Genomic DNA, 25,142 nt, shown 5'->3' with positions numbered 1-25,142 from the left:
CGACCCTGCGGGTATTCACGCAGCTCACGCGTGTTCAGGGGGCGTTCTCCGCCGGCCGGATGAACGGGCCGCGTTACACGCCGGTGTGTCCGTTCGTCGGCGGGATCGCGCTGTGTCTGCTGTTCCTGCTGGCCGTGGTGGAGTTCCTGGTGGCCGCACCGCGCGACGCGGCCGCCTGACGCGGTCCCTCAGCGGCGGCGCCCCGGCTCCCCCGACTCCCGCAGCCGCCGCCAGACCGCCTTCGCCGCGTGGTGGCCGGACATGCCGTGCACCCCCGGTCCGGGCGGGGTCGCCGATGAGCAGAGGAAGACCGCGGGGTGCGCGGTGGCGTAGGGGATACGGGCGAGCTTGGGGCGGATCACGGTCTGCAGGCCCGCGAAGGCGCCGCAGGCGATGTCCCCGTCCACGTAGTTCGCGTTGCGCTTCGCGATGCCGGGCGGGCCCGCCACCGCGCGGGCGAGGACCAGGTCGCGGAAGCCGGGGGCGAACCGCTCCAGCTGACGTTCGATGACCTCCGTGGCGTCGCCCTGCCAGCCGGCCGGGACATGCCCGTACACCCAGAAGACGTGCTTGCCCTCGGGGGCGCGGGAGGGGTCGACGAGGCTGGACTGCGCGGTGATCAGGAACGGGACGCTCGGGTCGCGGCCCTCGACCGCCCGGTGCAGGGCGTCGTCGATCTCGCCGGCGGTGGGACCGATGTGTACGGTGCCGGCCCGGCGGGGCTCCTCGGCGGTCCACGGCACCGGGCCGGAGAGCGCGTAGTCGATCTTGAAGCAGGAGGCGCCGTACCGGTACCCCTGGTAGGCGCGGCCGAGGCCGGCGATCCGGGCGAGCGCAGTCGGCGAGGTGTCGAAGACGTAGGCGCGGGCGGGCGGCAGTTCGTCGAGGCGCCTGACCTCCGTACCGGTCGTGATGGTGCCGCCGAGCTCGCGCAGGTACGAGGCGAGGGCGTCGGAGATGGCCTGGGAGCCGCCGCGCGGCACGGGCCAGCCCCGCTCGTGTGCGGCGAGCGCGAAGAGCAGGGCGATGCCGCCGGTGGCGATGCCGTTCGTGGGCGCGATGGCGTGCGCGGCGAGGCCGGCGAGCAGGCCGCGCGCCTTCTCGCCCCGGAAGCGGCGGGAGAGCAGGGAGGCGGGCTGGATCGCGTCGAGCCCGAAGCGCGCCCAGCGGTACGGGTCCCGGGGCAGCCCGTCCCACGGGGTGCGCAGGAAGTCCTGGGCGAGGGTGTCCCAGTGGCCGAGGTAGGGGGCGAGGAGCCGGCGGTAGGCGCCCGCGTCCTCGGGGCCGAGCGACATCGCGGTCTCCCCCACCGAGCCGGCGAGCACGGCGGCCGTGCCGTCGGGGAAGGGGTGGGCGAGGGCCAGGTCGGGCTGGATCCATTCCAGGCCGTGCCGGTCGAGGGGCATCGCGTCGAAGGCCGGGGAGCCTATGGCCAGCGGGTGCACCGCCGAGCAGGGGTCGTGCCGGAAGCCGGGGAGCGTCAGCTCCTCCGTGCGCGCGCCGCCGCCGACAGCGGGTCCGGCCTCGAACACCTGGACGGCGAAGCCCCGGCGGGCCAGTTCGACTGCGGCGGTCAGTCCGTTGGGGCCCGCGCCCACCACGACCGCATCGAGCATGGACGGCACCTTCGGACTCCTTTGTCAGCCGGCGGTCGGAGCACCCAGGATATTCGCAGGCACCGACAGCCGGGCGGCGGGTAGTGTCCCCGCCCGATGACTGCAGACGACTTCGCCCGGTCCCAGGGCTCCGACCTGCCCGACCGTATCGTCGAGATGGCCGCACGGCTCACCGAAGTGCCCGGTGTCCGGGCCGTCCTGCTCGGCGGCAGCCGGGCCCGCGGCACGCACCGCCCCGACTCCGACTGGGACCTGGGCGTCTACTACCGGGGTACGCCCGACACAGCGGCCCTGTCCGCGCTGGCCGCCGCCTTCCAGGGCTCACCGGTCGAGGTGACCGCTCCCGGCGGATGGGGCCCCTGGGTCAACGCCGGGGGCTGGCTGCGGGTGGACGGCGTCCAGGTCGACTGGATCCTGCGCGACCTGGACCGGGTCGAGGACGTCTGGGCCGACTGCCGGGAGGGCCGCTACGAGGTGGGCGTCCAGCCGGGCCATCCGCTGGGCTTCTGGTCACCCGCGTACCCGGGTGAGGTCGCCCTCGGGCGCGTACTGACCGACCCGGGCGGCGAGTTGACGGCCCTTCGGGAAGAGACGTCCCGCTACCCGGAACCGCTGCGCGAGGCGCTGGCCGGCGCGGCCTGGGAGGCGGACTTCTCGGTGGTGGCGGCCCGCAAGTCCGCGCCGGCCGGTGACCGGCTGCACGTCTCCCTCTGCCTCTCCCGCGCCTTCGGCACCCTCGCCCAGTCGCTCCACGCCCACCACCGCACGTGGTGCCTCAACGAGAAGGGCGCGCTCGCGGCGGCCGCCGCCCTGCCCGATACGCCGGCGGACTTCGCGGCCCGGGTGGACGCGGCGCTGCGCGGGCTCGACGCGGCGGCGGTGGAGACGGCCGCGGAGCTGGTACGCGAGGTGCGTGAGGTGCTGGGGACGGCGTCGCGCGACGCCCCCTAGCTGCCGCGCATGATCGCCGAACTGCGGTGCGTGGTGCTCGACTCCCCCGACCCCCTGCTTCTCGCCGAGTTCTACCGCACGCTGCTCGGCGGGCGCGTGAACCAGGTGGACCGCCGCTGGGCGGTCGGCGAGGACTGGGCGACGCTGCACACGCCCTCCGGCACGGTACTGGCCTTCCAGCGGGTGGCGGACCACCGGCCGCCCAGGTGGCCCGATCCGGAGCACCCCCTCCAGTTCCACCCGGACTTCGGGGTGCCCGACCTGGACGAGGCCGGGGCCCGGGCGATGGCGGTGGGCGCGACGGTGCTGGACGACGCGGCCGGCACGGACCGGCCGTGGCGCATCTACGCCGATCCGGCGGGGCATCCGTTCTGCCTGGTCAAGCACAGTCCGCGTGCCTCCTCCGCCGCCGTCTCCTGAGCGGGCTCAGTCCGCGCGGATCGCGGTGACGCAGCGGGCCAGCAGGTCGCGCAGGGTGTCACGCTCATCGGGGGTGAGCGCGTCCGCGATACGGCGTTCGACGCGGACGGCCCGCTCGTCGGCCCGGCGCAGGGTCTCCGTGCCGGACTCGGTCAGCCGGGTCTCCAGCATCTTCTGGTGGTAGGGGTGCGCGGACCTGGCGATCAGGCCGCGCTACTTCGACCGGTTCACCGACGCGCGGGCGCACGACCAGGCGTACGACCCCGAGGCCCGCAAGCGCCTGGCCGCGCTGACCCGGGAGCTACTGGACCTCTGAGCGGCCCGTGCGCAGCGCTCCCAGCACGCGGTCGGCGGTCGCGCGGTCGCGGGCGGCGGTGAAGGGCAGGGCGTTGCCGCCGGCGATACGGAAGGGCTCGCCGGACAGCGTGGACTGCGTGCCGCCCGCCTCGGCGACGAGGAGGAGCCCCGCCGCGTGGTCCCACGCGTATTCCCAGTTGAAGGCCACGGCGTCGCTCTCGCCCCGGGCGACGGCGAGGTATTCGAGGCCCGCCGAGCCGCAGGGGCGGGCGGCGAAGCCCTCGGCGCGCAGGCCGAGCAGGGCCCGCTTCTGCGCGTCGGTGGTGTAGTCGGGGTGCGACATCGCGACGCGCAGCACCGCGTCGGCGGCGGGCGAGCCGGTGTGTATCGCGGTGCCGTCGACCTTCGCGCCCCTGCCGCGGACGGCAGTGGCCATCTCGTCGAGGGCGGGGGCGTACGTCCAGGAGGCCAGCACCTCGCCCCGGTGGGCCAGGGCGACCAGGGTGCAGAAGCCGGGCTCGCCGCGTACGAACTGGCGGGTGCCGTCGACCGGGTCGACGATCCACACGGGTGCGTCGCCGCCCAGCGCCTCGTACACCTTCGGGTCGGCGTGGACGGCCTCCTCGCCGACGACGACGGAGCCGGGCAGGAGGCGGCCGAGCGAGGCGGTGAGGTGTTCCTCGGCGCGCCGGTCCGCGACGGTCACGAGGTCGTGCGGGCCGTTCTTCTCGACGATCTCGTCGTCGGCGAGCTGCCGGTAGCGGGGCATGATCTCGGCAGCGGCCGCCGCGCGGACCGCCGCCTCGATCTCGGTCAGGTCACCGGCGAGGAAGTCATCGATCATGCCCCCAGCCAATCATGCGACCCGGGAGCACCGGCGACCCGGGCGGCCCCCCGGCGCGCGTGCGCCGGAAGGCCGCGGCGGTCAGCCGTTCACCGTCCACTTCTGGTTGGCCGTGCCGGCGCAGGTCCAGATCTGCAGCGGGGTGCCGTTGGCCGAGTTGTTGCCCGTGACGTCGAGGCACTTGTTGGCCTGTGGGTTGACGATGTCGCGGGCCCCGCTGACCGCCCACTTCTGCGCGGCCGAGCCGTTGCAGTCCCAGAGCTGGACCTTGGTGCCGTCCGCCGTGCCGCCGGAGGCCACGTCGAGGCACTTGCCGAGGGCCCGGATCGTGCCGTCCGCGCCCACGGCCCACTTCTGCGCGTTGGTGCCGTTGCAGTCGTAGAGCTGGACCGGGGTGCCGTTGGCGCTGTTGGCCGCGGCGACGTCGACGCACTTGCCGGCGAGACCGGTGATCCGGCCGCCCGTGCCCGTCTGGCTGTCACTGGTGGTGACGCGGACGTGGTCGACGACGAGCTGACTGGGGAAGGCGGTGTTGCCGTCGGGGTCGCCGGGCCAGTAGCCGCCGACCGCGAGGTTCAGGATGAGGAAGAAGGGCTTGTTGAAGGCCCAGGCGTTGCCGTTGGTGTCGGCGGGCGTGCGGTGCTGGTAGACGTTCCCGTCGACCGACCACGTGATGGAGTCCGGGGCCCAGTCGACGGCGAAGGTGTGGAAGGCGTCGGCGAACGCCTGACCGTTCGGCAGGGTGTAGCCGGCGCCGATGCCGCCGGAGCCGGAGTAGCCGGGCCCGTGCAGGGTGCCGTGGACGGTGGAGGGCTCGAAGCCGACGTTCTCCATGATGTCGATCTCACCCGAGTTGGGCCAGCCGACCTGTCCGATGTCGTTGCCCAGCATCCAGAACGCCGGCCACATGCCCTGCCCGCGCGGGATCTTCATCCGCGCCTCGACGTGCCCGTACGCCTGGGTGAACTTGCCCGAGGTGTTCAGCCGGGCCGAGGTGTACTGACAGCTGCCGTACCAGCACTGGTAGTTGGACGGATTCTCCTTGCGTGCGGTGATGACCAGATGGCCCTGGCCGTCCAGCGCGGCGTTCTTGTTGCCCGAGGTGTAGTACTGCCGCTCGTGGTTGTCGACGTTGTCGCCGGTCTCGATCTGCCACTTGCTGCCGTCCACGGCCGAACCGGCCGCGCCGTCGAACTCGTCGGAGAACGTTGTGGTGGCGGTCGCCGCGGCCTGCGACATCGGGGCGGCGCCCGCCGTGGCGGGGCCGCCGGCGCCGGCCAGTCCGGCGGTGGCCAGGGCGAGAGCGAGGGCCGGGAGTACGGAGCGCAGCAGGCGCCGCGAAAGGCGTGGGGAGTCCATGACTCTCCCTTCCGGTCGTGTATGGGGAGGGAAGGGGAACCCCGCCGTGCACATGTGAGTCATGCGCATGACAGGTCGAGCAGACACGGTGGAACGGACACGGGCACTTGGTTCGCTACGTGATTTAAGAAGTGAAGGAAGACTCTGTCAAGACTTTGGTACGGACCACAGGAGTCGAAGCGACAGCGAGCCGGCCGCGCGCACCCCGGTCCGCCGGACTATTCCGTGCAACCGTGGCGTTGTGACGGGCCGGAACCCGTACGAGACGGACGGGCCGGGTGGAAGTGGAGGCAGGGCTGTGCACGGTGAGTACAAGATCCCCGGCGGCAAGCTGGTCGTGGTGGACCTGGAGGTCGAGGGCGGCGCACTGCGCGACGTCCGGGTGGCCGGTGACTTCTTCCTGGAGCCGGACGAGGCGATCCTCGCGATCGACGCGGCGCTGGAGGGCGCCCCGGCGACCACCGACACGGTGGCCCTGGCCGCCAGGATCGACGGGGCGCTCCCGGAGTCGACGGTGATGCTCGGTCTCACCACGGAGGGCATCGCCGTCGCCGTACGCCGGGCGCTGGCGCACGCCACGGAGTGGAGCGACTACGACTGGCAGCTCGTCCACGACGTCCCGCAGTCCCCGGCGCTGCACATGGCGCTGGACGAGGTCATCACGGCGGAGGTCGCCGCGGGGAGGCGGCCGCCGACGCTACGGGTGTGGGAGTGGGACTCGCCCGCAGTGATCATCGGCAGCTTCCAGTCCCTGCGCAACGAGGTGGACGCCGAGGGCGTCGACCGCCACGGCGTCACGGTCGTGCGGCGGATCTCCGGCGGCGGCGCGATGTTCGCGGAGCCGAGCAGCACCATCACGTACTCGCTCGCGGTGCCCCAGTCCCTCGTCTCCGGGCTCTCCTTCGCGGACAGTTACGCGTATCTGGACGACTGGGTGCTCGAAGCGCTCGGCGACATGGGCATCAAGGCGTGGTACCAGCCGCTCAACGACATCGCGACGGAGGTCGGCAAGATCGCGGGCGCGGCGCAGAAGCGCGTGGTCGGCCCGGACGGGGGCCCCGGCGCGGTGCTGCACCACGTGACGATGTCGTACGACATCGACGCCGACAAGATGCTGGACGTGCTGCGCATCGGCAAGGAGAAGATGTCCGACAAGGGCACGAAGAGCGCCAAGAAGCGCGTCGACCCGCTGCGCCGGCAGACCGGCCTGCCGCGCCAGGCCGTCATCGAGCGCATGATCGAGTCCTTCCGCAACCGGCACGGGCTGACCCGGGGTGCGGTGACGCCGGAAGAGCTGGCCAGGGCAAAGGAGCTGGTCCGTACGAAGTTCTCGAACGACGAGTGGACCGCCCGGGTGCCTTGATTCCTTGTCCTAGAAGACCGGCCGGTGGTCCTGCCAGCGCAGCTCCGCCTCCAGCTGGGCCGCCAGCGAGACGAGCCGTTCCTCGCTGCGGGACGGGCCGAGGAGCTGGGCGCCGACCGGGAGGCCGCCGGGGGTGAAGCCCGCCGGGACGTTGACGCCCGGCCAGCCCAGCACGTTCCACGGCCAGGCGTACGGGCACGCCTCGGTGATCGCCACATCGGTGCGCCAGGCGCTCAGCCCGTCGAAGGTGCCTATACGGGGCGGGGGCAGCGCGGTCGTCGGCGTGAGCAGCACGTCGAACCCGGCGCCGCCGCGTCCCCGGTGGAACAGCGCCCCGATCCGCCGGTGCTGGTGCACCTCGCGCGCCCGGGCCGCCCGCACCACCCGGCCGCCGAGGCGGGTGCCGGTGCGCATGGCACTGCGGGTGCGCGCGTCCAGGAGCGCCGGCTCGGGGTGCAGGGCCGCGAGTTCGGCGATGCCCGCGGTGGCGCGGGGCACGAAGCCGAGGCCGATCAGCCCGTAGCGCGGCCGGGCCTCCTCGACGTGGTGGCCGAGCCGGGCCAGCGCCTCCGCGACCGCGGTGACCGCGCGGCGGACCTCCGGGTGGGGTGCCGTGCCGGTGAGGGTGAGCGGGGGCCGCCAGGCGAGGGCGATGCGCAGCGGGCCCGTCGCGGCGGGCCCGTCGCGGCGGGCGGCGGGCGGTGCGGGTCATCGGGGTGCGGTCCGGCGACGGCGTCGAGCAGCAGGGCGGCGTCCTCGACGGTCCTGGCGAGCGGGCCGTTGACGGTGAGGCCCTGGAACGCGTCGCTGTGCGGGTGCACGGAGATCCGGCCGCGCTGCGGTTTGATGCCGACGAGGTGGGTCCAGGCGGCGGGGATGCGGACGGAGCCGGCGCCGTCCGAGCCGAGGGCGGCGGGCACGAGTCCGGCGGCTACGGCGGCGGCCGAACCGCCGGACGAGCCGCCCGGGGTGTGGTCGGTGTGCCAGGGGTTGCGGGTCGCGCCGAACGCGGCGCCCTCGGTGAACGGCCACTGGCCGAGTTCGCAGGAGTTGGTCTTGCCGAGGATCACGGCCCCGGCCGCGCGCAGCCTGCGGACGGCCTCGCTGTCGGCGGTGGCGGCTACCCGGTCCCCGGCGCAGCCGAAGTGGGTGGGCATCCCGGCGACGTCGGTGTCGTCCTTGACCGCGACGGGTACCCCGAGCAGCGGCAGCCGCTCCCCCGCGGCCAGGGCCTGTATTGAGTTGTGGCGCGGGAGAAGGAGCGGCGTTCGGTGCGTGCGATCACGGTGCGGTCGGGATGTCCTCGTAGCGGAGCTACTTGGGCATTTCGGCCGTGCCGTGAGCGTGCGTGCCGGGCGTCGCGACGCCGCGCCACAACTCAATACAGGCCCTACGTCTGCGGTCGGCCTCGGCCGCCTCGGCGAGCGCGGCCTCGGTGCGCAGGTGGCGGAAGGCGTTGAGGGTGCCCTGGCTCGCCTCGATCCGGCCCAACGCGGCGGTGACGAGCGCGGTGGAGGTGCCCCGGCCGTCCGCGAGGGCCCGCGCACTGTCGGCGAGCCCTCGCGGGGGCGGCTCGTCCACGGCCCGGGCCGGGTCCGGCAGAGGTTCTTCGGCCGTTCGGGTGGTGTGGGCTGAGGACATGGGCGGCTCGCCTCCTCGTACGTCAGGTGCCTACGTACACCTGTCCGCGCGAACGGACTTACTGGAGGGTAACGAGTGGGCGCGCCGCCCTCAACCGTTCGGTACGAGGGTCGTCAGGGCCTTTCCTTCGGATCAGGCCGGATCAGGGAGCGGGCTCTGGTGCCGTGCATCGCAAGGCGGAGGATTGAGCCAGATGGGGTCTCCCCTGTTCGAGCGGAGCCGAGAACCTGGGGAAGGAGCGTTGGTGATTGACGACAACGCCGCGAGGTGCGGTGCCAGAGCCCGCGAGCCCGGCTTGATCCGAAGGAAAGGCCCTAAGGCCGCACGCTGATCTCGCCGATGCCGGTGCCGAGCCCGGCGCAGTGCGCGGTGGACTGGCCGGACTGGCCCGGGGCGAGGGTGACGTGCTCGCCGTCCACGTCCGGCGACCAGCCGCAGACCAGGTGCACCCAGAACGTCTGGTTGGTGGAGCCGTTGTTCCGGCACAGCGCGTAGCCGGTGTAGTCGTCCACGGCGTGCTTTCCGGTGTCGCAGGACAGGCCGGGCGGCGTGGCGGCGGCCGGGGCGGCGACGGCGAGGCCGCCGGCCAGGGTCAGGGCCGTGGCCAGGCCGGTGACGGCGGCCCGGCGCAGCGCGGTGCGGGACAGGTTCCCCAGGGTCTTCTTCATGGTGCCCTTCCGGTGGTGACCGCTCGTGTCCGCCGGGGCGGCACGCGCGCGGTCGCGTTCGACTCTGGCGCGGGCGGACGCCGGAGCTTGGCCGCCCGCGGTCTGCCTAACCCGGGAACCCCGCGAAACGTCACGCTGTGTAGAGGCCGCCGGCGGGCCTTGCGCCGAACGGGCGGCGTTCACTCCCCCGGCGTACGCTCGACTGGACCGGACCGCAGTCATCCGGAAGTCCCCCACGACCCCTTCACTCCGAGGAGGCGACGTGACCGGTTCACCTCTCGGCACCCGCCCGGCCGCCTGGGCCGCCGCGTTCCTGATCGGCGCCGGCGGCACCGGTGTGGTCGGCGGTGTGGCCCATGCGGAGGACATCGACCATCTCACGGCCCAGCAGATCGCCGACCGCTCCCGCGACGCGCTGCTCGGTGCGGACTCCCTGCACGTGTCCACGCGGGGCGACCTCGGCAAGGACAGCCCGTCCATGGCCCTGGACCTGACCGTGGACCGGTCCGGCAACTGCAGCGGCTCGGTGGACCTGGGCCGCAGTCAGGGCTCGGTGCTGATCGTGAAGCGCGGCGACGACGTGTGGCTGAAGCCGGACGCGGACTTCTGGAAGAACCAGGTGCCCAACGGCGGTCCGGCGTTCGCGGCGATCGTCGGCGACCGCTATCTGAAGGCGCCCGCCGACAGTCCGAGGCTGCGCGGCCTGACGAAGGCGTGCGACCTCAACACCTTCCAGAAGCTCGTCAGCGACAACGCGAACGACGACACCGGCACCCTCAACAAGGGCCCGAAGACCACCATCGGCGACAACTCCGTCGTGCCGCTGACCCGGATGCGCGGCGACATGACGCTCACCGTGGACGTGGCGGCGACCGGCAAGCCCTATCCGCTGCGGCTCTCGCTGCAGGGCGGGGACGGCACGGACGCGGTGGTGAACCTCTCGGACTTCGATGAACCGGTGCCGCGGAACACGCCGTCGCCCGCCGAGTCGTACGACGTCAGCGCACTGCTGGGCCGGACTTCCGCCCCGTCGTGACACCCGCCATCAGCACGACGTACACGAGGAACGAGGCCGCGAGGCCCACCGCCCAGCCGTAGTCCGCGAGCGGTTTCAGGAACGGGATGACGCCGTCCGAGGGGAACGGGCCCTCGCCGGGCTTCGAGTGGGAGCCTCCGATCGCCAGCACGCCACCGACCGCGAACGCGGCGACGGCCCGCCAGTTCCAGCCGCCGGTGTACCAGTAGCGCCCTCCGGGCCGGTAGAGGTCGGCGAGGTCCAGCACGGTGCGGCGGACGATCCAGTAGTCGGCGATCAGGATGCCCGCCACCGTACCGAGCAGCCCGCCGACCAGGCCGAGCCAGGTGAAGATGTACAGCTCGGGCGTCTCGGTGAGCTTCCACGGCATGATCACCACGCCGACGACGCCGGTGACCAGCGCCCCAGTACGGAAGCTGATGAACTTCGGTGCGAGGTTCGCCAGGTCGTACGCGGGCGAGACCACGTTCGCCGCGATGTTCACGGAGATCGTCGCGACCAGGACGGTCACCAGCGCGTAGAGGAGTCCGAAGACGTTGTCGGTGTGGGCGACGAGCTCGACCGGGTCCCAGACGGCCTTGCCGTAGACGGCCTGCGAGCCGGAGGTGACGAGGACCGAGAGCAGCGCGAACAGGGTCATCGTGGTCGGCAGGCCGAGCGACTGGCCCCGGATCTGGGCCCGTTGGCCGGCGCCGAAGCGGGTGAAGTCGGGGATGTTGAGGGAGAGCGTGGCCCAGAAGGCGATCATGCCCATCAGGGACGGGAAGAAGACGGGCCAGAAGTCCTTGCCCCAGCCCAGCTCCGACGGCTGGTCGAGCAGCGGCCCGAAGCCGCCGGCCTTGACCGCGATCCACACCAGCAGCACCAGCGCGCCGACGATGACGAACGGTGCCGCCCAGTTCTCGAACCTGCGCAGTGCGTCCATCCCCCGGTGGATGATGGCGAGTTCGAGGGCCCAGAAGAGCAGGAAGCACAGCCAGAGCGTCCACGGCTGCCCGCCGATCTCGGACGCCTCGGCCCAGCCGCCGAACACCTTGCCCAGCAGCGTGAAGATGCCGACGCCGCCGATCCAGGTCTGGATGCCGAACCAGGCGCAGGCGACCGCCGCCCGGATCAGGGCCGGCAGATTGGCGCCGCGCAGCCCGAACGACGCCCGCGCCAGCACCGGGAAGGGGATGCCGTACTTCGGCCCGGCGTGGCCGGTGAGCAGCATGGGCCCGAGCACGATCAGGTTGGCGAGCGCGATGGTGAAGACGGCCTGCTTCCAGTCCATGCCGAGCGCGACGAGTCCGGAGGCGAGCAGCCAGGACGGGATGTTGTGGGCCATGCCGACCCACAGGGCGGTGAAGTTGTACGTGGTCCAGACGCGCCGCGCCAGCGGGACGGGCAGCAGGTCCGCGTTGACGAAGCGGTTGTCGTCGGGGACGGCGCCGGGGGCGAGTTCGACTCGGTCGGAGGAGGCCGGTATGGGCTCCGGTGAGGAGGACGGGGACGGAGGTGCGGTCGATGTCATGGCGGCTGGACCCTTCGCTCGGGGCGGTGCCGTGCGGGGCGGGGCGCGGGGGGTTTCGCGTACGACCGTGGGTGCGGGCAGTTCAGTCGCTGAGGGCGGGGATGACGTCGGAGCCGTAGGCGTCGATGGTGGCTTCGCGGGCGTCGTGCATGTTGTACACCGCGAACTGGTCGACGCCCAGTCCCTTGAGGTGTCTCAGCTTCTCGACATGGGTGGCGGCCGGGCCGAGCAGGCAGAAGCGGTCCACGATGGCGTCGGGGACGAACGCGGTGTCCGGGTTCCCGGCGCGCCCGTGGTGGCTGTAGTCGTAGCCCTGCCGGCCCTTGATGTACGCGGTCAGCTCGTCCGGCACGAGGTCGGAGTGCTCGCCGTACTTGGCGACGAGGTCCGCGACGTGGTTGCCGACCATCCCGCCGAACCAGCGGCACTGGTCGCGGGCGTGGGCCAGGGCCTCGGGCGAGTCGTCGGCGGTGACGTAGGCGGGTGCCGCGACGCAGATGGTGACGGAGTCCGGGTCGCGCCCGGCGCCGGCCGCCGCCTCCCGCACCGCCTTGATCATCCACTCGGTGAGGTAGGGGTCCGCGAGCTGGAGGATGAAGCCGTCGGCCTTCTGCCCGGCGAGCGCGAGGGCCTTGGGGCCGTACGCGGCCATCCAGACGGGGAGCCGGCCGTCCTTGATCCAGGGGATCCGCACCGGCTGCCCGCCGATGTCCGCCTCGCGGCCCTCGGCGAGGTCCCGGATGACGTCGATGGCCTCGCCGAGCCGGGCCAGGGTGTTGGGGGCGCGCCCGGCGACGCGCATCGCGGAGTCGCCCCGGCCGATCCCGCACACGGTCCGGTTGCCGTACATGTCGTTGAGGGTGGCGAAGGTGGAGGCGGTGACCTCCCAGGTGCGGGTGCCGGGGTTGGTGACCATGGGGCCGACGGTGAGGCGGTCGGTGTGTTCGAGGATGCTGCTGTAGATGACGAACGGCTCCTGCCAGAGCACCGCGGAGTCGAAGGTCCAGCCGTAGCGGAACCCGTTGCGTTCGGCGCGGCGCATCAGGCTGATCACGGCCGATGCGGGCGGGTCCGTCTGGAGGACGAGTCCGAAGTCCATTCCCGTTGCTCCTAGGGGGTGTCTTGTCGATCAGGGTCGGATCAGTCCGCGGCGTCTGGTGCGGTGCATCGCAAGGCGCCGGAGCGTCTCGGCTGGGGTCTCCCCTGCTCGAACGGAGTTGAGAGCTCGGGGAAGGAGCTATTGGGGCGTTTCGGCAACGCCGCGAGGTGCCGTGCCAGGCGTCGTGGACCCGGCCATGATCGGCAAGACACCCCCTAGTTCAGGTACTGACAGGTGGCTCGTGGGGTGTAGATGCCGTGGCCGGCGCGGCCGGTGTACGTGCGGTGGTCGATGACGACCTCGCCGCGCGAGAGCACCGTCTGGACCTGGCCGGTGAGGCGTTTGCCCTCGTACGCCGAGTAGTCGACGTTCATGTGGTGGGTGGCGGCGGAGACGGTCTGTTCGGCCGCCGGGTCGTAGACGACGATGTCCGCGTCCGCGCCGGGGGCGATCGTGCCCTTCTTCGGGTAGAGGCCGAACATACGGGCCGGCGACGCACAGGCGATCTCGATCCAGCGGCGACGGGAGATGTGGCCGTCGACGACCGCCTGGTGCAGGAGGTCCATCCGGTTCTCGACGCCGGGCATGCCGTTGGGGATCTTCGAGAAGTCGCCCCGGCCCATCTCCTTCTGCCCGGAGAAACAGAAGGGGCAGTGGTCGGTGGAGACGACCTGGAGCTCGTTGTTGCGCAGCCCGCGCCACAGGACCTCCTGGTGCTCCCGGGGCCGCAGCGGGGTGGAGCAGACGTACTTGGCGCCCTCGAAGTCCGGTTCGGCGAGGTTGTCGGTGGAGAGGAAGAGGTACTGCGGGCAGGTCTCGCCGAAGACGGGCTGCCCCTTGTGGCGGGCGGCGGCGATCTCGGCGACGGCCTCGTCCGCGGAGACGTGCACGATGTACAGCGGCGAGCCGGCGACGCGGGCGAGCTGGATCGCCCGGTGCGTGGCCTCCGCCTCCAGCGCCACTTTGCGTACGTCGCCGTGGTAGCGGGGATCGGTGCGACCGGCGGCGAGCGCCTGCTCGACGAGGACGTCGATGGCGATGCCGTTCTCCGCGTGCATCATGATCAGGCCGCCGTTGGACTCGGCCCGCTGCATGGCGCGCAGGATCTGCCCGTCGTCGCTGTAGAAGACACCGGGGTAGGCCATGAACAGCTTGAAGGACGTGATGCCCTCCCCCACCAGGAGGTCCATCTCCTTGAGCGAGGACTCGTTCACGTCCGCGAGGATCATGTGGAAGGCGTAGTCGATGGCGCAGTTGCCGTCCGCCTTGGCGTACCAGGTGTCCAGGCCCTCGCGCAGGGAGCGGCCGACGGACTGGATGGCGAAGTCGACGATGGTGGTGGTGCCGCCCCAGGCCGCGGCGCGGGTGCCGGTCTCGAAGGTGTCGGCCGCGTAGGTGCCGCCGAACGGCATCTCCATGTGGGTGTGCGCGTCGACGCCGCCCGGGATGACGTACTTGCCGGTGGCGTCGATGGTCCGGTCGGCGGTCCAGCCGGCCGCCTCGTCGCTGTCGTGGGCGGCGAGCGCGGCGATGCGGCCGCCGTCGACGAGGACGTCCGCGTGCATCTCGTCCGACGCGGTGACGACCAGGCCGCCGCGGATGACGGTACGGGTCATGGGTACCCCTCCTCGTTGTCCTGCGGGTGGAGCGCGGGTGCGGGGCCCGGCAGGCCCCGCACCGGCGCCGTTGTCAGCGGTCAGCCCACCGCGCGCAGCGCGTCGGCGAGGATCTCCGCACCCTCCTCCGCCTCCGGGATCGCGAGGGAGAGGGGCGGGGCGATGCGCAGGACGCTGGTGTTGTGGCCGCCGCCCTTGCCGATGAGGAGGCCGCCCTCGCGGGCCGCCTCCAGGACGGCCGCGGCCGCTCCCGGGTCGGCTTCGTCGGTGCCGGGCTTGACCAGTTCGACGCCGATCATCAGGCCCCGGCCGCGCACCTCGCGTACGCGCTCCGACGCGGCGCCGATCGTCCGCAGCCGCTCGATGAGCAGGCCGCCGACGCGGCGGGCGTTGCCCTGGAGGTCGTGCTCCAGGAGGTACGAGAGGTTGGCGAGGCCGGCCGCCATGGTGACCGGGGAACCGCCGAACGTCGAGATGGAGTTGGCGTCCAGGCAGTTCATGACCTCGGCCCGGGCGACGACACCGCCGATGGACATGCCGTTGCCGATGCCCTTGGCGAAGGTGAGGATGTCCGGCGGCCCGTTCTGCGCGTGGGCCTGCCAGCCCCAGAAGTGCTCGCCGGAGCGCCCCCAGCCCGTCTGCACCTCGTCGGAGATCCACAGCACGCCGTGCCGGTCCAGGACCTCGCGGAACGCGCCGTACAGGCCGTCGGGCGGTGAGGTGAAGCCGCCGACGCCCTGGATGGGTTCGGCGATCAGCGCGGCGGGGGTCCTGGTGTGGCCGAGCAGGTCCTCCAGGTCCGCCACGCAGGCCGCGGTGAACTCCTCGTCGCTCAGGTGCGCGTAGGGGCCGCGGGTGCGGACGCCGCCGTGCACGTAGAGGGTCTGGAGCGGCGAGAGGCTGGTGGGCGACCAGGCGTTGTTGCCGGTGATGGAGACCGCGGAGAAGGACCGGCCGTGGTAGCTGTTGCGCATCGCGAGGATCTGGTTCGACCTGCGGTACGTGGTGGCCAGGAGCAGGGCCGTGTCGTTGGCCTCGGTGCCGGACGTGGTGAAGAAGACCCGGGCGTCGGGGATGCCGGAGAGCGAGGCGACGCGCTCGGCCAGCTCGATCATCGGGCGGTTCAGGTAGAGCGTGGAGGAGTGGATGATCCGGGCGGCCTGCTCGCTGACGGCCTTGGTGACCTCGGGCAGGGCGTGGGCGGTCATGGTGGTGAGGATGCCGCCGAAGAAGTCGAGGTAGCGCTTGCCGTCGGCGTCCCAGACGTGGCGGCCCTCGCCGTGCGTGATCTCCAGCGGGTGGCGGTAGTAGAGGGCCAGCCAGTCGGGGCTGACGGCGAGGTGGCGGTGGTGGAGGCTGCTCACGGCTCGACCAGCCCCTCGTACGCGTCGGGCCGGCGGTCCCGGTAGAACGCCCACTGCTGCCGCACCTCTTCGATGAGCCCGAAGTCCAGGTCGCGGACGAGGAGTTCCTCCTCCTTGTCGCCGGCGACGTCACCGACGAACTGTCCTCGCGGGTCCACGAAGTAGCTGGTGCCGTAGAAGTCGTTGTCGCCGTACTCCTCCTGGCCGACGCGGTTGATCGCGGCGATGAAGTACTCGTTGGCGACGGCGGACGCGGGCTGTTCCAGCTGCCACAGGTGGGCGGAGAGGCCGCGCGAGGTGGCCGACGGGTTGTACACCAACTGTGCGCCGCCCAGACCAAGTTGACGCCAGCCCTCGGGGAAGTGCCGGTCGTAGCAGATGTAGACGCCGACCTTGCCGACCGCGGTGTCGAAGACGGGCCAGCCCGCGTTTCCGGGTTTGAAGTAGTACTTCTCCCAGAAGCCCTTGACCTGCGGGATGTGGTGCTTGCGGTACTTGCCGAGGTAGGAGCCGTCCGCGTCGATCACGGCGGCGGTGTTGTAGTAGAAGCCGGACCGCTCCAGCTCGAAGACCGGGACGACGATCACCATGCCGGTCTCGCGGGCCAGGTCCTGCATGCGCCGTACCGTCGGGCCGTCCGGCACCGCCTCGGCCCAGCGGTAGTGCTCCGGCTCCTGCACCTGGCAGAAGTAGGGAGCGTTGAACACCTCCTGGAAGCCGATGATCTTCGCCCCCTGCCGGGCGGCCTCGCGGGCGTGCTCCTCATGCTTGGCGATCATGGATTCGGTGTCGCCGGTCCAGGTCGCCTGGACGAGTGCGGCGCGTACGACGTGGGACATGAGCTGCTCCTTCGACGCGGCGTCAGAGAGCCTCTTCGTGCTTCTTCTACGCCCGTAGACACGTGCGTACGGGAGAACGTAAGCCCCGTCACACCGCGGGGCAAGACCATCGCCGTGAACCAGCTGAGTCGATCATGTTTCACACCCGTGCGGGCCAGCGCGGGGCGCGCCGTGGCGCGCTTCGAAGGGAACGCGTTCCCGGCCGTCGGGCGTAAGCCCCCGGACGTGGCCGGGCGTCAGAAGGTGATGGCGATCCCGGTGTGCGGGCGCTTGCCGAGGCGGACGATCATCGCGGGGTAGTCGAGCAGCCAGTACTTCCAGGTGTACTTGCGGCCGATGGCGCGGCGTACGGCGGCGGTCTCCCGCCCGTCGAGCAGCCTGCCGGTCCCTTCGGCGCTCGCGGCGCCCTCCTCGGTCCGGCCGCGCACGTCACAGACGGTGACGCGGACCCGGCTGTCGTTGCGCAGCCGCTTGACCTTCCAGGAGTCGGTCTTGGTCCAGACGAGCAGTTCGTCGCCGTCGACCGCGGCCCACACCGGGGTGGCGACGGGCGTGCCGTCCTTGCGGTACGTGGTGAGGCTGACGTACTCGCTGCGCGCGAAGTCCTGGAGGCTCATGGGGCCCAGCCTAGGCGGGCCCACGCGTTATCCGGCCAGTGGTACGACCGCCGGTTCCGGGGCGCAGCGCAGCAGCAGCTCGTCCATGGAGAGGCCGAGCGCGCCGGCCAGGGCGGCGACCGTGAAGAAGGCGGGGGTGGGGGCGCGGCCGGTCTCGATCTTCCGCAGGGTCTCGGCGGAGATCCCGGCACGGGCGGCGATCCGGGTCATGCTGCGGGCGCCGCGCGCCTCGCGCAGCAGCAGGCCGAGCCGTTCGCCGCGCAGGCGCTCTTCGGGTGTCAGGGGGGTACGGACCATGCCGTCATTCTAATACCGGTCGGACCGGTATAGTAATTGCGGTATTGTAATTGGCATGGTGCAACTCAAGACGGACACATCCATCGAAGCCATGCGCGCGGCCGGCCGGGTCGTCGCGCAGATCCTGACGGCCGCCCGGGAGGCGGCCGCGGTCGGCGTCTCCCTGCGCGAACTCGACGAGGTCGCACGCGGCGTGCTGCGCGAGGCGGGCGCCGGCTCGCCGTTCCTGAACTACCGGCCGCACTTCGCCCCGGTCCCCTTCCCGGCGGTCATCTGCGCGTCGGTCAACGACGCGATCGTGCACGGCATCCCGACGGACTACCGGCTGCGCGACGGGGACCTGGTCAGCATCGACGCGGGCGCGAAGCTGGACGGCTGGGCCGGTGACTCGGCGGTCAGCTTCATCGTGGGCCGCGCCCGCCCCGCCGACACCCGGCTCGTCGACACCGCGTACAAGGCCCTGGAAGCGGGCATCGCGGCGGCCACCGTCGGCAACCGGATCGGTGACATCGCGCACGCCATCGGCACGGTCTGCCGCGCCGCCGGCTACGGCATCCCCGAGGGGTTCGGCGGGCACGGCGTGGGCCGCGAGATGCACGAGGACCCGGGCGTGCCCAACGAGGGGCGGCCGGGCCGCGGGATGCCGCTGCGGCACGGCATGGTGCTGGCCATCGAGCCGATGCTGATCGGCGGCGGGGTGGACACGTACCGCGCGGACCGCGACGGCTGGACCCTGCGTACGACGGACGGCAGCCGGGCCGCGCACGCCGAGCACACGGTCGCGATCACGGACGACGGGCCGCGCATCCTGACCGCGCTCTGAGCGTTCCGGTCGTACCGACCCGTGACGTTGCCCGGCCCTAGCGGACCCGGCGGCGGCCCTTGGAGCGGCGGGCGTAGGGGAAGAGCCGCGGGCTGCGCTTGGCGGCCATGTCCTCGATCCAGCCGAAGAGCAGGATCGCCAGGCAGATCAGCGGAACGGAAATCACCAGCGGGGTCCAGCGGCTTCCCAGCATCCACTGCGCGTGCTGGTACAGGAAGGTGTTGCTCCACAGCGGGTCGATCAGCGGCTCGGTCAGCACCAGCGCGGCGGAGTGCCACAGGTAGACGGTCACCGCGCGGGAGTTGAGCAGGCTGATCACGCCGTTGAACCGCTCCAGCGGCTTGGGCCACTGCTCCCAGGAGGGGCTCAGGTGGAGCAGCAGCAGCACCGCGCCGAACGACCAGATCGCCTGGGCGACCGGCACCGCTTCCAGGTCGTGCCCGAGCCGGGGGTTGTCCACCGGCGACCGCAGTAGCCACCAGTAGCCGAAGACGAGCACCAGCGGTGCGAGGGACGGCACGACGTACTGCGGGATCTTGCGGAGCAGCCCCTCCCCGTGGGCCATGCCGAGCAGCCAGCAGGAGCCGAAGGTGGTGAAGTCGGTGGCGGCTTCCATCAGCCGGCCGCCCTGGTCGACCAGGCCGGAGTTGAGGAAGAACGCGAGCGCCAGCGGCACCATCAGGGTGACCCAGGGCAGCTTCCGCAGCCCCTTGAGCATGAGCGGCGACAGCAGTACGTACCAGAGGTAGGCGCGCAGGTACCACAGCGGCACACAGATCTGTTCGGCCCAGGAGCTCGGCAGGTGCCCGCCGAAGGTGTGCAGCGAGGCCCCGAACGGCGGCTCGCTGAACGGCAGGACCCAGTAGGCCAGATCACCCCACCACCAGGTGGGGTGGCTGGGATCGGGCCGCCAGCCCTCCAGAAGCATCAGCGGCACCACGACCGCGCCGAACAGCCACATCGGCGGCAGCAGGCGGCGCAGCCGGCCCCGGATCACGCTCGGCGCGGGCCGCTTGAGGGACCGCACCATCAGCGACCCGGCCAGCGCGAACATGACACCCATGGAGGGGAAGACGACCGGCAGCCAGGTCCAGCCGAAGTTGTGGTAGATCACCACGCGCACCAGGGCGAGCGCCCGCAGCAGGTCGAGGTAGCGGTCGCGGACGGGCTTCCGCGCGGGCGCCGGGGCGGCCTCTTCGGGCTGCGGGGCACGTTGTACGGGGATCACGGCCGTCACGCGCAGGGCGACGGTGTCCGAGGAGTTCTGGATGCCGAAGGCACCCGGTTCCGCGATACTCATGAAGACGTCGCCCCTGTCGTGACATCGAGACCCACCTCGCCGGTGCGCCGCAGCTTCTGCCAGCGCAACCGGCCCCCGGTCATAGCGGTGATGGCGGACTGCAGCAGCACCATGTACATGAGCACCCGGTAGACCACCTGCTGGGCCGGCAGCGTGATCAGATGCCACGCCTTCTCCCTGTCCAGGCGGAAGGACCACCAGGCGCAGACGGCCTGCAGTGCCATCACCGCAAACCAGGCGGCCAGGGTCTTGTACGCGTCGACGAAGACCACGCCGTAGACCATGCCGATGTCGATGGCGGGCGCGAGCAGGGGGGTGACCACCATGAACAGGGCGACGAACGGCAGTCCCACCCGGCCGAAGTGGCCGGCCGCGCCGCGCTCCAGCACCGCGTGCCGGTGCTTCCACATCGCCTGCATGGTGCCGTAGCTCCAGCGGTACCGCTGCGACCACAGCTGCTTCATGCTGTCGGGCGCCTCCGTCCAGGCCCGCGCGTCCTCGGCGTAGACGACCTTCCAGCCGGCCCGGTGCAGGGCCATGGTCACGTCGGTGTCCTCGGCGAGCGTGTCGTCGCTCATCCCGCCCGCCTGTTCCAAGGCCGTACGCCGGAAGGCGCCCACGGCACCCGGGATGGTCGGCATGCAGTCGAGGACGTCGTACATCCGGCGGTCGAGGTTGAAGCCCATCACGTACTCGATGTGCTGCCAGGCGCCGATCAGCGTGTCGCGGTTGCCGACCTTGGCGTTGCCGGCCACCGCGCCGACGCGGGGGTTGCCGAAGGGCTGCACCAGCTCCCGGACGGTGGCGGGTTCGAAGACCGTGTCGCCGTCCATCATGACGATCAGGTCGTACGAGGCCGCGGCCACGCCGGTGTTGAGGGCGGCCGGCTTGCCGCTGTTCGGCTGCCGGATCAGCCGGACCATCGGCAGACCGAGCTCCTCGACGATGGCGGACGTGTCATCGGTGGACCCGTCATCGACCACGATCACTTCGATGGGATGTTCGCTTCTGGCCAGGGAGAGCAGGGTGTTGGTGATGCACTCCTGCTCGTTGTACGCGGGCACGACCACGGTGACCGGTTCGGTGACCGGGTCGCCCCAGGAGAAGCCCCGCCTGCGGACGCGCCGCACGTGGACGGCCGAGAGCACCAGCATCAGCGCGAACCGTGCCATGACCAGCACGCCGACGACCGCGAGCAGGCCGACCAGCCACGGCAGCAGCGCCACCGAGAAGGTGGTGCACCACAAGAACGCCTTGCCGACCCACAGGTTGTAGCTGGTGACCTTGGTGTTGGCGGAGCCGGTGCCGAGCGCCTCGCCGGTGGTCTTGAAGGTGTAGCCCTGGGCCTTGAGTTTCTCGATGATGACCGGCAGCGCGGCCAGCGTCTGCGCCCGGTCGCCGCCCGCGTCGTGCAGCAGGATCATCTGGCCCTGGCCGGGGAGGTCGGGCATGGCGGCCCTGACGATGGAGTCGACGCCGGGGCGCTTCCAGTCGTCGGTGTCCTTGTCGATGAAGACGGTCAGGTATCCCTCGGACCCGGCCTGCTTGGTCACCGGCCACGACCAGTCGTCGAGCGCGTCCACGGTGGAGGAGTAGGGCGGGCGGAAAAGGCTGGAGTGGATGCCCGCGACACCGGCCAGGGCGAGCTGGGTCTCGCCCAGTTCCCAGGTGAGCCGGGTGCCGGAGTGCAGCGCGAGGTCGGGGTGGGTGAAGGTGTGCAGACCGATCTCATGGCCGTCGGCCACGATCCGGCGGATCAGCGACGGGTTGCGCGTGACCATCGAGCCGGTGACGAAGAAGTCGGCGCGGACGTTCTCCTCCTTCAGCACCTTGAGGATCTTCGGCGTCCACTTCGCGGACGGCCCGTCGTCGAAGGAGAGGACGACGGTCTTGTCCGGGATCGTGTAGTTGACTGGTTTGTCGCTCTTGTCGCCGCGCGCGTCGACGACCGGTCCGCCCTCCAGCACTCCGGTCGGGACGGTGCCCTTGTCCACCGAGACGGCTATGTGGTCATCGTGGAAGGCCTCGTTGTTCGCCATCCCCCGGAGCACCATCAGCGCGAGCAGGGTCGCCAGTACGGTCACCGGCAGAAAGAAGCGCAGCGGAGGTGCGGCGAGCCGGCGCGGCCGTGCGATGGACTGCCGGGGGCGCTGATGGCGGGGGCGGGGCATGGACTTCCTGATCGGTTGCGTCTGGCTACTGCGCGGTGGCGTCGGATGTGGCCGCCGGGGCGGTGGTGTTCTTCCCGGGCCTGGTGGTGCCGGGAGCCGCGGGCAGCGGCGCGTTCAGGTACTGGTTGGGCGGTTTGGTGTCCGCGGTGCCGGGGACGGTGAGCGCGGGCGCCTGCGACTGCGTTCCGACCAGGCCGGAGACCATCGCCACCACGCACCCGGCGCAGAGGATGCCCACCAGCCAGCCGAAACCGCGCAGCCGACGGCCACGCTGACCGGTCTGGTCCACGAAGACGGGAGCCGGCTCGACCGCCGTGGAGGTTCTGGTCATCGACAGCCTCGAGCTTCCTTCATCGTGGTGCGCCTGCCGGCTCGGCGCCGCCGAAAGGGTCGAGTAGCGCAGAAAATGACCAATATGCGAGTAAGGGGAAATTATCCGACCCGTCCTCGATCACGCACGAACATTAGTATGGAGATTCGGTGAATGTCACGCGGGTCTCGTACAGTTCCGGCTACGTCACTTGCAGACCGCCCGAACGGACCCGGACATATGGCCACTTCCCGCAGCCGCAGCCGCAGCCGCAGCCGCAGCCGCAGCCGCCTGATGGTCGCGGCGATCCTCATGGTCGCCGTCTCGCTCCTGGTCGATGCCTGCGGCGGCTCAGGAAGCCGGAACGACGTCGAGGGGGGCACGGCCGGGGCCGCGCACTACCAGGTGTCGTCCCTGCTCAAGCCGTCCGGCCATGCGCTGGGCGTCGTCGATGCCAAGACGCCCTGGCAGTACGACATCGTGGAGACCTTCACCGAAGAGGCCGGGCGAGCCCCTGACATCCGCGAGTACTACAGCTCCTGGGGTGACGACTTCGACACGGAGGGCAACGCCTTCCTGTGGCAGCACGGCCAGCTGCCCATGATGGCGCTGGTGCCCGCCGACACCTCGCTCGCCGACACCGCCAAGGGCGAGGACGACGCCTACATCCGCAAGCTGGCGGACCAGATCGCCGCGTACGACGGCCCGTTGGCCCTCTCCTTCGCCGGCGAGATGAACGGCCCGTGGAACTCCTGGGGGCCCGAGCACACCAAGCCCGCCGACTTCGTCGCCGCCTGGAAGCACGTGCACGACGTCTTCTCCGCGCGAGGCGTCACCAACGTGATCTGGGTGTGGACCCCGCACGTGGTCGACTCGGGCACGCCCGCCGAGCTGCGCCCCTACTACCCGGGCGACGCCTACGTCGACTGGGTCGGCCTCATCGGCTACTACGGGCCGATCGACGGCGCCGCCTTCTCCAGCCTGTTCACCCCCACCCTGCACCGGATCGCGGAGTTCTCCAGCAAGCCGGTGCTGATCGCGGAGACCGGGGTGGCGGAGAGCGACCAGAAGGAGGCGCACATCCGTGACCTGTTCCAGGGCGCCGCGAAGGCCGGCGTCATCGGGCTCGTCTGGTACGACCAGCGCAAGGACTGGCCGGGCGGCAAGCAGCTGATGGACTGGCGGATCGGCACCTCGCAGGGCGCACTGGCCGCGTTCCAGGTGGAGTCGGCCCGGAACGGCTTCGGTCATTCGTTCAAGAAGGACTGACCCAGGACATACAGGGCAAGGGGCGCAACTCGGCCCGTACGTAACGATGCAGATCAGGGCGCATTCACTGCGGTTGGCGCACGCGGATGCCCAACCAGGGGAGATCACGGAGATGACGACGGAATCGTCGCCGGGCCAAGGGGCTCCGCAGGAGGAGGACGGCTGGGCCTTCCGGCCCCGCAGGTCTCCTGCCGCCCCGCACCCGTACGGGGACCAGGACCCGTACGGGCAGCAGCAGCCGTACGGGCAGCAGCAGCCGTACGAGCAGCGGCGGACGGGGCCGGCCGCGGCGTGGGAGAGCCGGTCGCCGGCCCAGTCGTCCGACCAGCAGCCGGACCAGTCGCACGCCGGCCTCTCCGGCATGCGGTGGGACACCACCGTCCCTCTGCGGTTCCCCAAGCCCCGCGCCGGCGCCCACGAGTCCATCGACGAGCCGGATCGCCGGACACCTGCGCGCGCGGGCGGCAAACGGGCCGGGAAGACCGGGCGGGTGGGAAGGGTGGTGCTCGCCCTCGCCGTTCTCGCCGCCGGAGGGACCGCCGCCGTCGTGCTCAAGCAGCAGGACGCCGAGGCCGTCGCCCCGACGAAGCTGACGCAGGCGTGGCAGATACCGGCGCCTGCCGCCGACGATGCGCTGATCGGCAGCTGGCTCACCGACAAGTTGCTCGTCCGGGCCAGTAGCCGAGGCGGCCTGCGGGCCTACGGCCTCACCGACGGAAAGCAGGTGTGGAGAGCCGCGGGCGCCGGCACCGGTGCCGAGCGCGACACCGTCCCCTGCGCGATGTCGCCGACGCTCAGCGCCGAGGGCATCGGCACCGTCGCCTTCGGCGAGGACGCCAGTACCTGCACCCGGTTGGCCGGTCTCGATGCGTCCACCGGCAAGATCCTCTGGTCCATGCCGCTGACCAGCGACAAACACCCCACGGCGGTGACCGCCTCGACGTACGTGCAGGGCGAGGTCGCCACCATCGTCAGCGAGAGCTTCCTCGGCGGTGTCGACGTCCGCACCGGAAGCCGCGTATGGGGCTACGAGGCTCGCGGACACTACTGCAACGCCTACGACTGGGGCGCCGACGGCGTCGTGCTGGTGGACGACTACTGCCTCGACCGGAAGACCCGGTTCACCCTCACCGCGTACGACGGCAGGACCGGCAAGGTGATCTGGCGGAAGTCCGAGAGCGCCCACTCCGACGTGACGCACATCCTGTCCGGCAAGCCGCTGGTCGCCGCCGTCCACACAGCGCGCCAGGACGCCGTGCGGGTTCTCGGCACCACCGGGACCGGCCGCAAACTGGCCGTCGGTGACGACGAGCTCATGCCCGGCAACAACACCGGCGCCGACCACTCCGCACGGCTCCACGGCAACGTCCTGGTCACCCCCGCCCTGGCCTCCGGCAGCCCGGTGATCGACGGCTACGACACCACCACCGGCGCCAAGCTCTGGACCCTCCGCTCCGCCGCGCTCGCCGTCACCGCCTCCGGCGCGGACGACGAGGTGCACGCCGTCACCACGTCGGGCTCCCCGCGGCTCATCACCATCGACCCCCGCACCGGTCGCACCACCCCGGTCGCGGAGCTGTCGGCGGGGACCGCCACATGGAACTTCACCTCCGGCACGGCGTACGTCACCCCGGACGGCGGCGTACTGGAACTCAACGCCCTCGGCTCGAACGGCGGCGTACGGCTCTACCGGTAGGGGGCGCCGATGCCCGCGCCTCCCACTCCTCGC

General features: G+C 71.5%; 22 protein-coding genes and 2 pseudogenes. 7 read left to right on the top strand and 17 right to left on the bottom strand.

From position 1 onward, the window contains the following. Window positions 1-188: 188 nt before the first annotated feature. Complete coding sequence (locus OG242_RS27900; RefSeq protein ID WP_405900771.1) at window positions 189-1,625, bottom strand: phytoene desaturase family protein; 1,437 nt, start codon at window positions 1,623-1,625, stop codon at window positions 189-191. An 87-nt stretch (window positions 1,626-1,712) separates the two neighbouring features. Here OG242_RS27900 and OG242_RS27895 point away from each other — a divergent pair, with 87 nt between their 5' ends. Continuing rightward, window positions 1,713-2,567: a nucleotidyltransferase domain-containing protein gene (locus OG242_RS27895; RefSeq protein ID WP_405900770.1), complete on the top strand. Its 855-nt coding sequence runs from the start codon at window positions 1,713-1,715 to the stop codon at window positions 2,565-2,567. A gap of 9 nt (window positions 2,568-2,576) precedes the next feature. After that, on the top strand, window positions 2,577-2,987 hold the full coding sequence (locus OG242_RS27890; RefSeq protein ID WP_405900769.1) for a VOC family protein: 411 nt from the start codon (window positions 2,577-2,579) through the stop codon (window positions 2,985-2,987). Between the two features lie 6 nt (window positions 2,988-2,993). On the opposite strand, the gene OG242_RS27885 is transcribed toward OG242_RS27890, so the two are convergent. From OG242_RS27885 to OG242_RS27875, 3 genes are all read right to left on the bottom strand, one after another. Further along, window positions 2,994-3,158 carry a hypothetical protein gene (locus tag OG242_RS27885; protein WP_405900768.1) on the bottom strand — a complete coding sequence of 55 codons (165 nt, stop codon included), beginning with the start codon at window positions 3,156-3,158 and terminating at the stop codon, window positions 2,994-2,996. Window positions 3,159-3,288: 130 nt separating this feature from the next. Beyond that, entirely contained in the window at window positions 3,289-4,128 is an 840-nt protein-coding gene (locus OG242_RS27880) for an inositol monophosphatase family protein (RefSeq protein ID WP_405900767.1), read from the bottom strand. Between the two features lie 81 nt (window positions 4,129-4,209). Next, window positions 4,210-5,487 (bottom strand): lectin, encoded by a 1,278-nt coding sequence (locus OG242_RS27875; RefSeq protein WP_405900766.1) that lies wholly within the window; start codon window positions 5,485-5,487, stop codon window positions 4,210-4,212. Between the two features lie 298 nt (window positions 5,488-5,785). On the opposite strand from OG242_RS27875, the gene OG242_RS27870 reads away from it, so the two are divergent. Next, the gene (locus OG242_RS27870; RefSeq protein ID WP_405900765.1) at window positions 5,786-6,850 is read left to right on the top strand and encodes a biotin/lipoate A/B protein ligase family protein; all 1,065 of its coding nucleotides are present in this window, start codon (window positions 5,786-5,788) and stop codon (window positions 6,848-6,850) included. Between the two features lie 9 nt (window positions 6,851-6,859). On the opposite strand, the pseudogene OG242_RS27865 reads toward OG242_RS27870, so the two are convergent. From OG242_RS27865 to OG242_RS27855, 3 genes and pseudogenes are all read right to left on the bottom strand, one after another. Continuing rightward, window positions 6,860-8,232: pseudogene (locus OG242_RS27865) on the bottom strand (amidase). A 13-nt stretch (window positions 8,233-8,245) separates the two neighbouring features. Next, a pseudogene (locus tag OG242_RS27860) lies at window positions 8,246-8,491 on the bottom strand (amidase); the annotation flags it as partial. Window positions 8,492-8,805: 314 nt separating this feature from the next. Beyond that, on the bottom strand, window positions 8,806-9,159 hold the full coding sequence (locus OG242_RS27855) for a hypothetical protein (protein ID WP_405900764.1): 354 nt from the start codon (window positions 9,157-9,159) through the stop codon (window positions 8,806-8,808). 262 nt (window positions 9,160-9,421) lie between these two features. On the opposite strand from OG242_RS27855, the gene OG242_RS27850 reads away from it, so the two are divergent. Next, on the top strand, window positions 9,422-10,195 hold the full coding sequence (locus OG242_RS27850; RefSeq protein ID WP_405900763.1) for a hypothetical protein: 774 nt from the start codon (window positions 9,422-9,424) through the stop codon (window positions 10,193-10,195). Here OG242_RS27850 and OG242_RS27845 read toward each other — a convergent pair. From OG242_RS27845 to OG242_RS27815, 7 genes are all read right to left on the bottom strand, one after another. After that, window positions 10,158-11,708, bottom strand: coding sequence for an NCS1 family nucleobase:cation symporter-1 (locus OG242_RS27845; protein WP_405900762.1), 1,551 nt, complete (start codon window positions 11,706-11,708; stop codon window positions 10,158-10,160). The two genes, OG242_RS27850 and OG242_RS27845, sit on opposite strands and share 38 nt — an antisense overlap. An 82-nt stretch (window positions 11,709-11,790) precedes the next feature. Next, entirely contained in the window at window positions 11,791-12,807 is a 1,017-nt protein-coding gene (locus OG242_RS27840; protein WP_405900761.1) for a TIGR03842 family LLM class F420-dependent oxidoreductase, read from the bottom strand. 215 nt (window positions 12,808-13,022) lie between these two features. After that, window positions 13,023-14,423, bottom strand: a complete 1,401-nt coding sequence (gene hydA, locus OG242_RS27835; RefSeq protein WP_405900760.1) for a dihydropyrimidinase — start codon at window positions 14,421-14,423, stop codon at window positions 13,023-13,025. 80 nt (window positions 14,424-14,503) lie between these two features. After that, window positions 14,504-15,787 (bottom strand): aspartate aminotransferase family protein, encoded by a 1,284-nt coding sequence (locus OG242_RS27830; RefSeq protein WP_405900759.1) that lies wholly within the window; start codon window positions 15,785-15,787, stop codon window positions 14,504-14,506. Beyond that, window positions 15,784-16,626, bottom strand: coding sequence for a nitrilase-related carbon-nitrogen hydrolase (locus tag OG242_RS27825; protein WP_405900758.1), 843 nt, complete (start codon window positions 16,624-16,626; stop codon window positions 15,784-15,786). The genes OG242_RS27830 and OG242_RS27825 overlap by 4 nt, the downstream gene beginning before the upstream one ends. 236 nt (window positions 16,627-16,862) lie before the next feature. Beyond that, window positions 16,863-17,243, bottom strand: coding sequence for a PPOX class F420-dependent oxidoreductase (locus tag OG242_RS27820; RefSeq protein WP_405900757.1), 381 nt, complete (start codon window positions 17,241-17,243; stop codon window positions 16,863-16,865). Between the two features lie 27 nt (window positions 17,244-17,270). Next, entirely contained in the window at window positions 17,271-17,540 is a 270-nt protein-coding gene (locus tag OG242_RS27815) for a helix-turn-helix domain-containing protein (protein WP_405900756.1), read from the bottom strand. Between the two features lie 55 nt (window positions 17,541-17,595). On the opposite strand from OG242_RS27815, the gene map reads away from it, so the two are divergent. Beyond that, the gene (gene map / locus OG242_RS27810) at window positions 17,596-18,363 is read left to right on the top strand and encodes a type I methionyl aminopeptidase (RefSeq protein WP_405900755.1); all 768 of its coding nucleotides are present in this window, start codon (window positions 17,596-17,598) and stop codon (window positions 18,361-18,363) included. A gap of 37 nt (window positions 18,364-18,400) precedes the next feature. Here the strand turns inward: map and OG242_RS27805 are convergent, their stop codons facing one another. The 3 genes from OG242_RS27805 to OG242_RS27795 are packed head-to-tail and all read right to left on the bottom strand — an operon-like array spanning window position 18,401 to window position 22,165. Next, entirely contained in the window at window positions 18,401-19,663 is a 1,263-nt protein-coding gene (locus OG242_RS27805; protein ID WP_405900754.1) for an acyltransferase, read from the bottom strand. After that, on the bottom strand, window positions 19,660-21,834 hold the full coding sequence (locus tag OG242_RS27800) for a bifunctional polysaccharide deacetylase/glycosyltransferase family 2 protein (RefSeq protein ID WP_405900753.1): 2,175 nt from the start codon (window positions 21,832-21,834) through the stop codon (window positions 19,660-19,662). Before OG242_RS27800 ends, OG242_RS27805 begins: the two co-directional genes overlap by 4 nt. Window positions 21,835-21,859: 25 nt before the next feature. After that, on the bottom strand, window positions 21,860-22,165 hold the full coding sequence (locus tag OG242_RS27795) for a hypothetical protein (RefSeq protein ID WP_405900752.1): 306 nt from the start codon (window positions 22,163-22,165) through the stop codon (window positions 21,860-21,862). A gap of 219 nt (window positions 22,166-22,384) precedes the next feature. On the opposite strand from OG242_RS27795, the gene OG242_RS27790 reads away from it, so the two are divergent. Further along, the gene (locus OG242_RS27790) at window positions 22,385-23,413 is read left to right on the top strand and encodes a glycoside hydrolase family 26 protein (protein ID WP_405900751.1); all 1,029 of its coding nucleotides are present in this window, start codon (window positions 22,385-22,387) and stop codon (window positions 23,411-23,413) included. 112 nt (window positions 23,414-23,525) lie between these two features. Then, window positions 23,526-25,109, top strand: a complete 1,584-nt coding sequence (locus OG242_RS27785; RefSeq protein ID WP_405900750.1) for a PQQ-binding-like beta-propeller repeat protein — start codon at window positions 23,526-23,528, stop codon at window positions 25,107-25,109. The last annotated feature ends 33 nt before the right edge of the window (window positions 25,110-25,142 follow it).

The organism is Streptomyces sp. NBC_00727, assembly GCF_045161745.1.
Lineage (GTDB): Bacteria > Actinomycetota > Actinomycetes > Streptomycetales > Streptomycetaceae > Streptomyces.
This window is presented reverse-complemented; position numbering and strand designations above follow the sequence as displayed.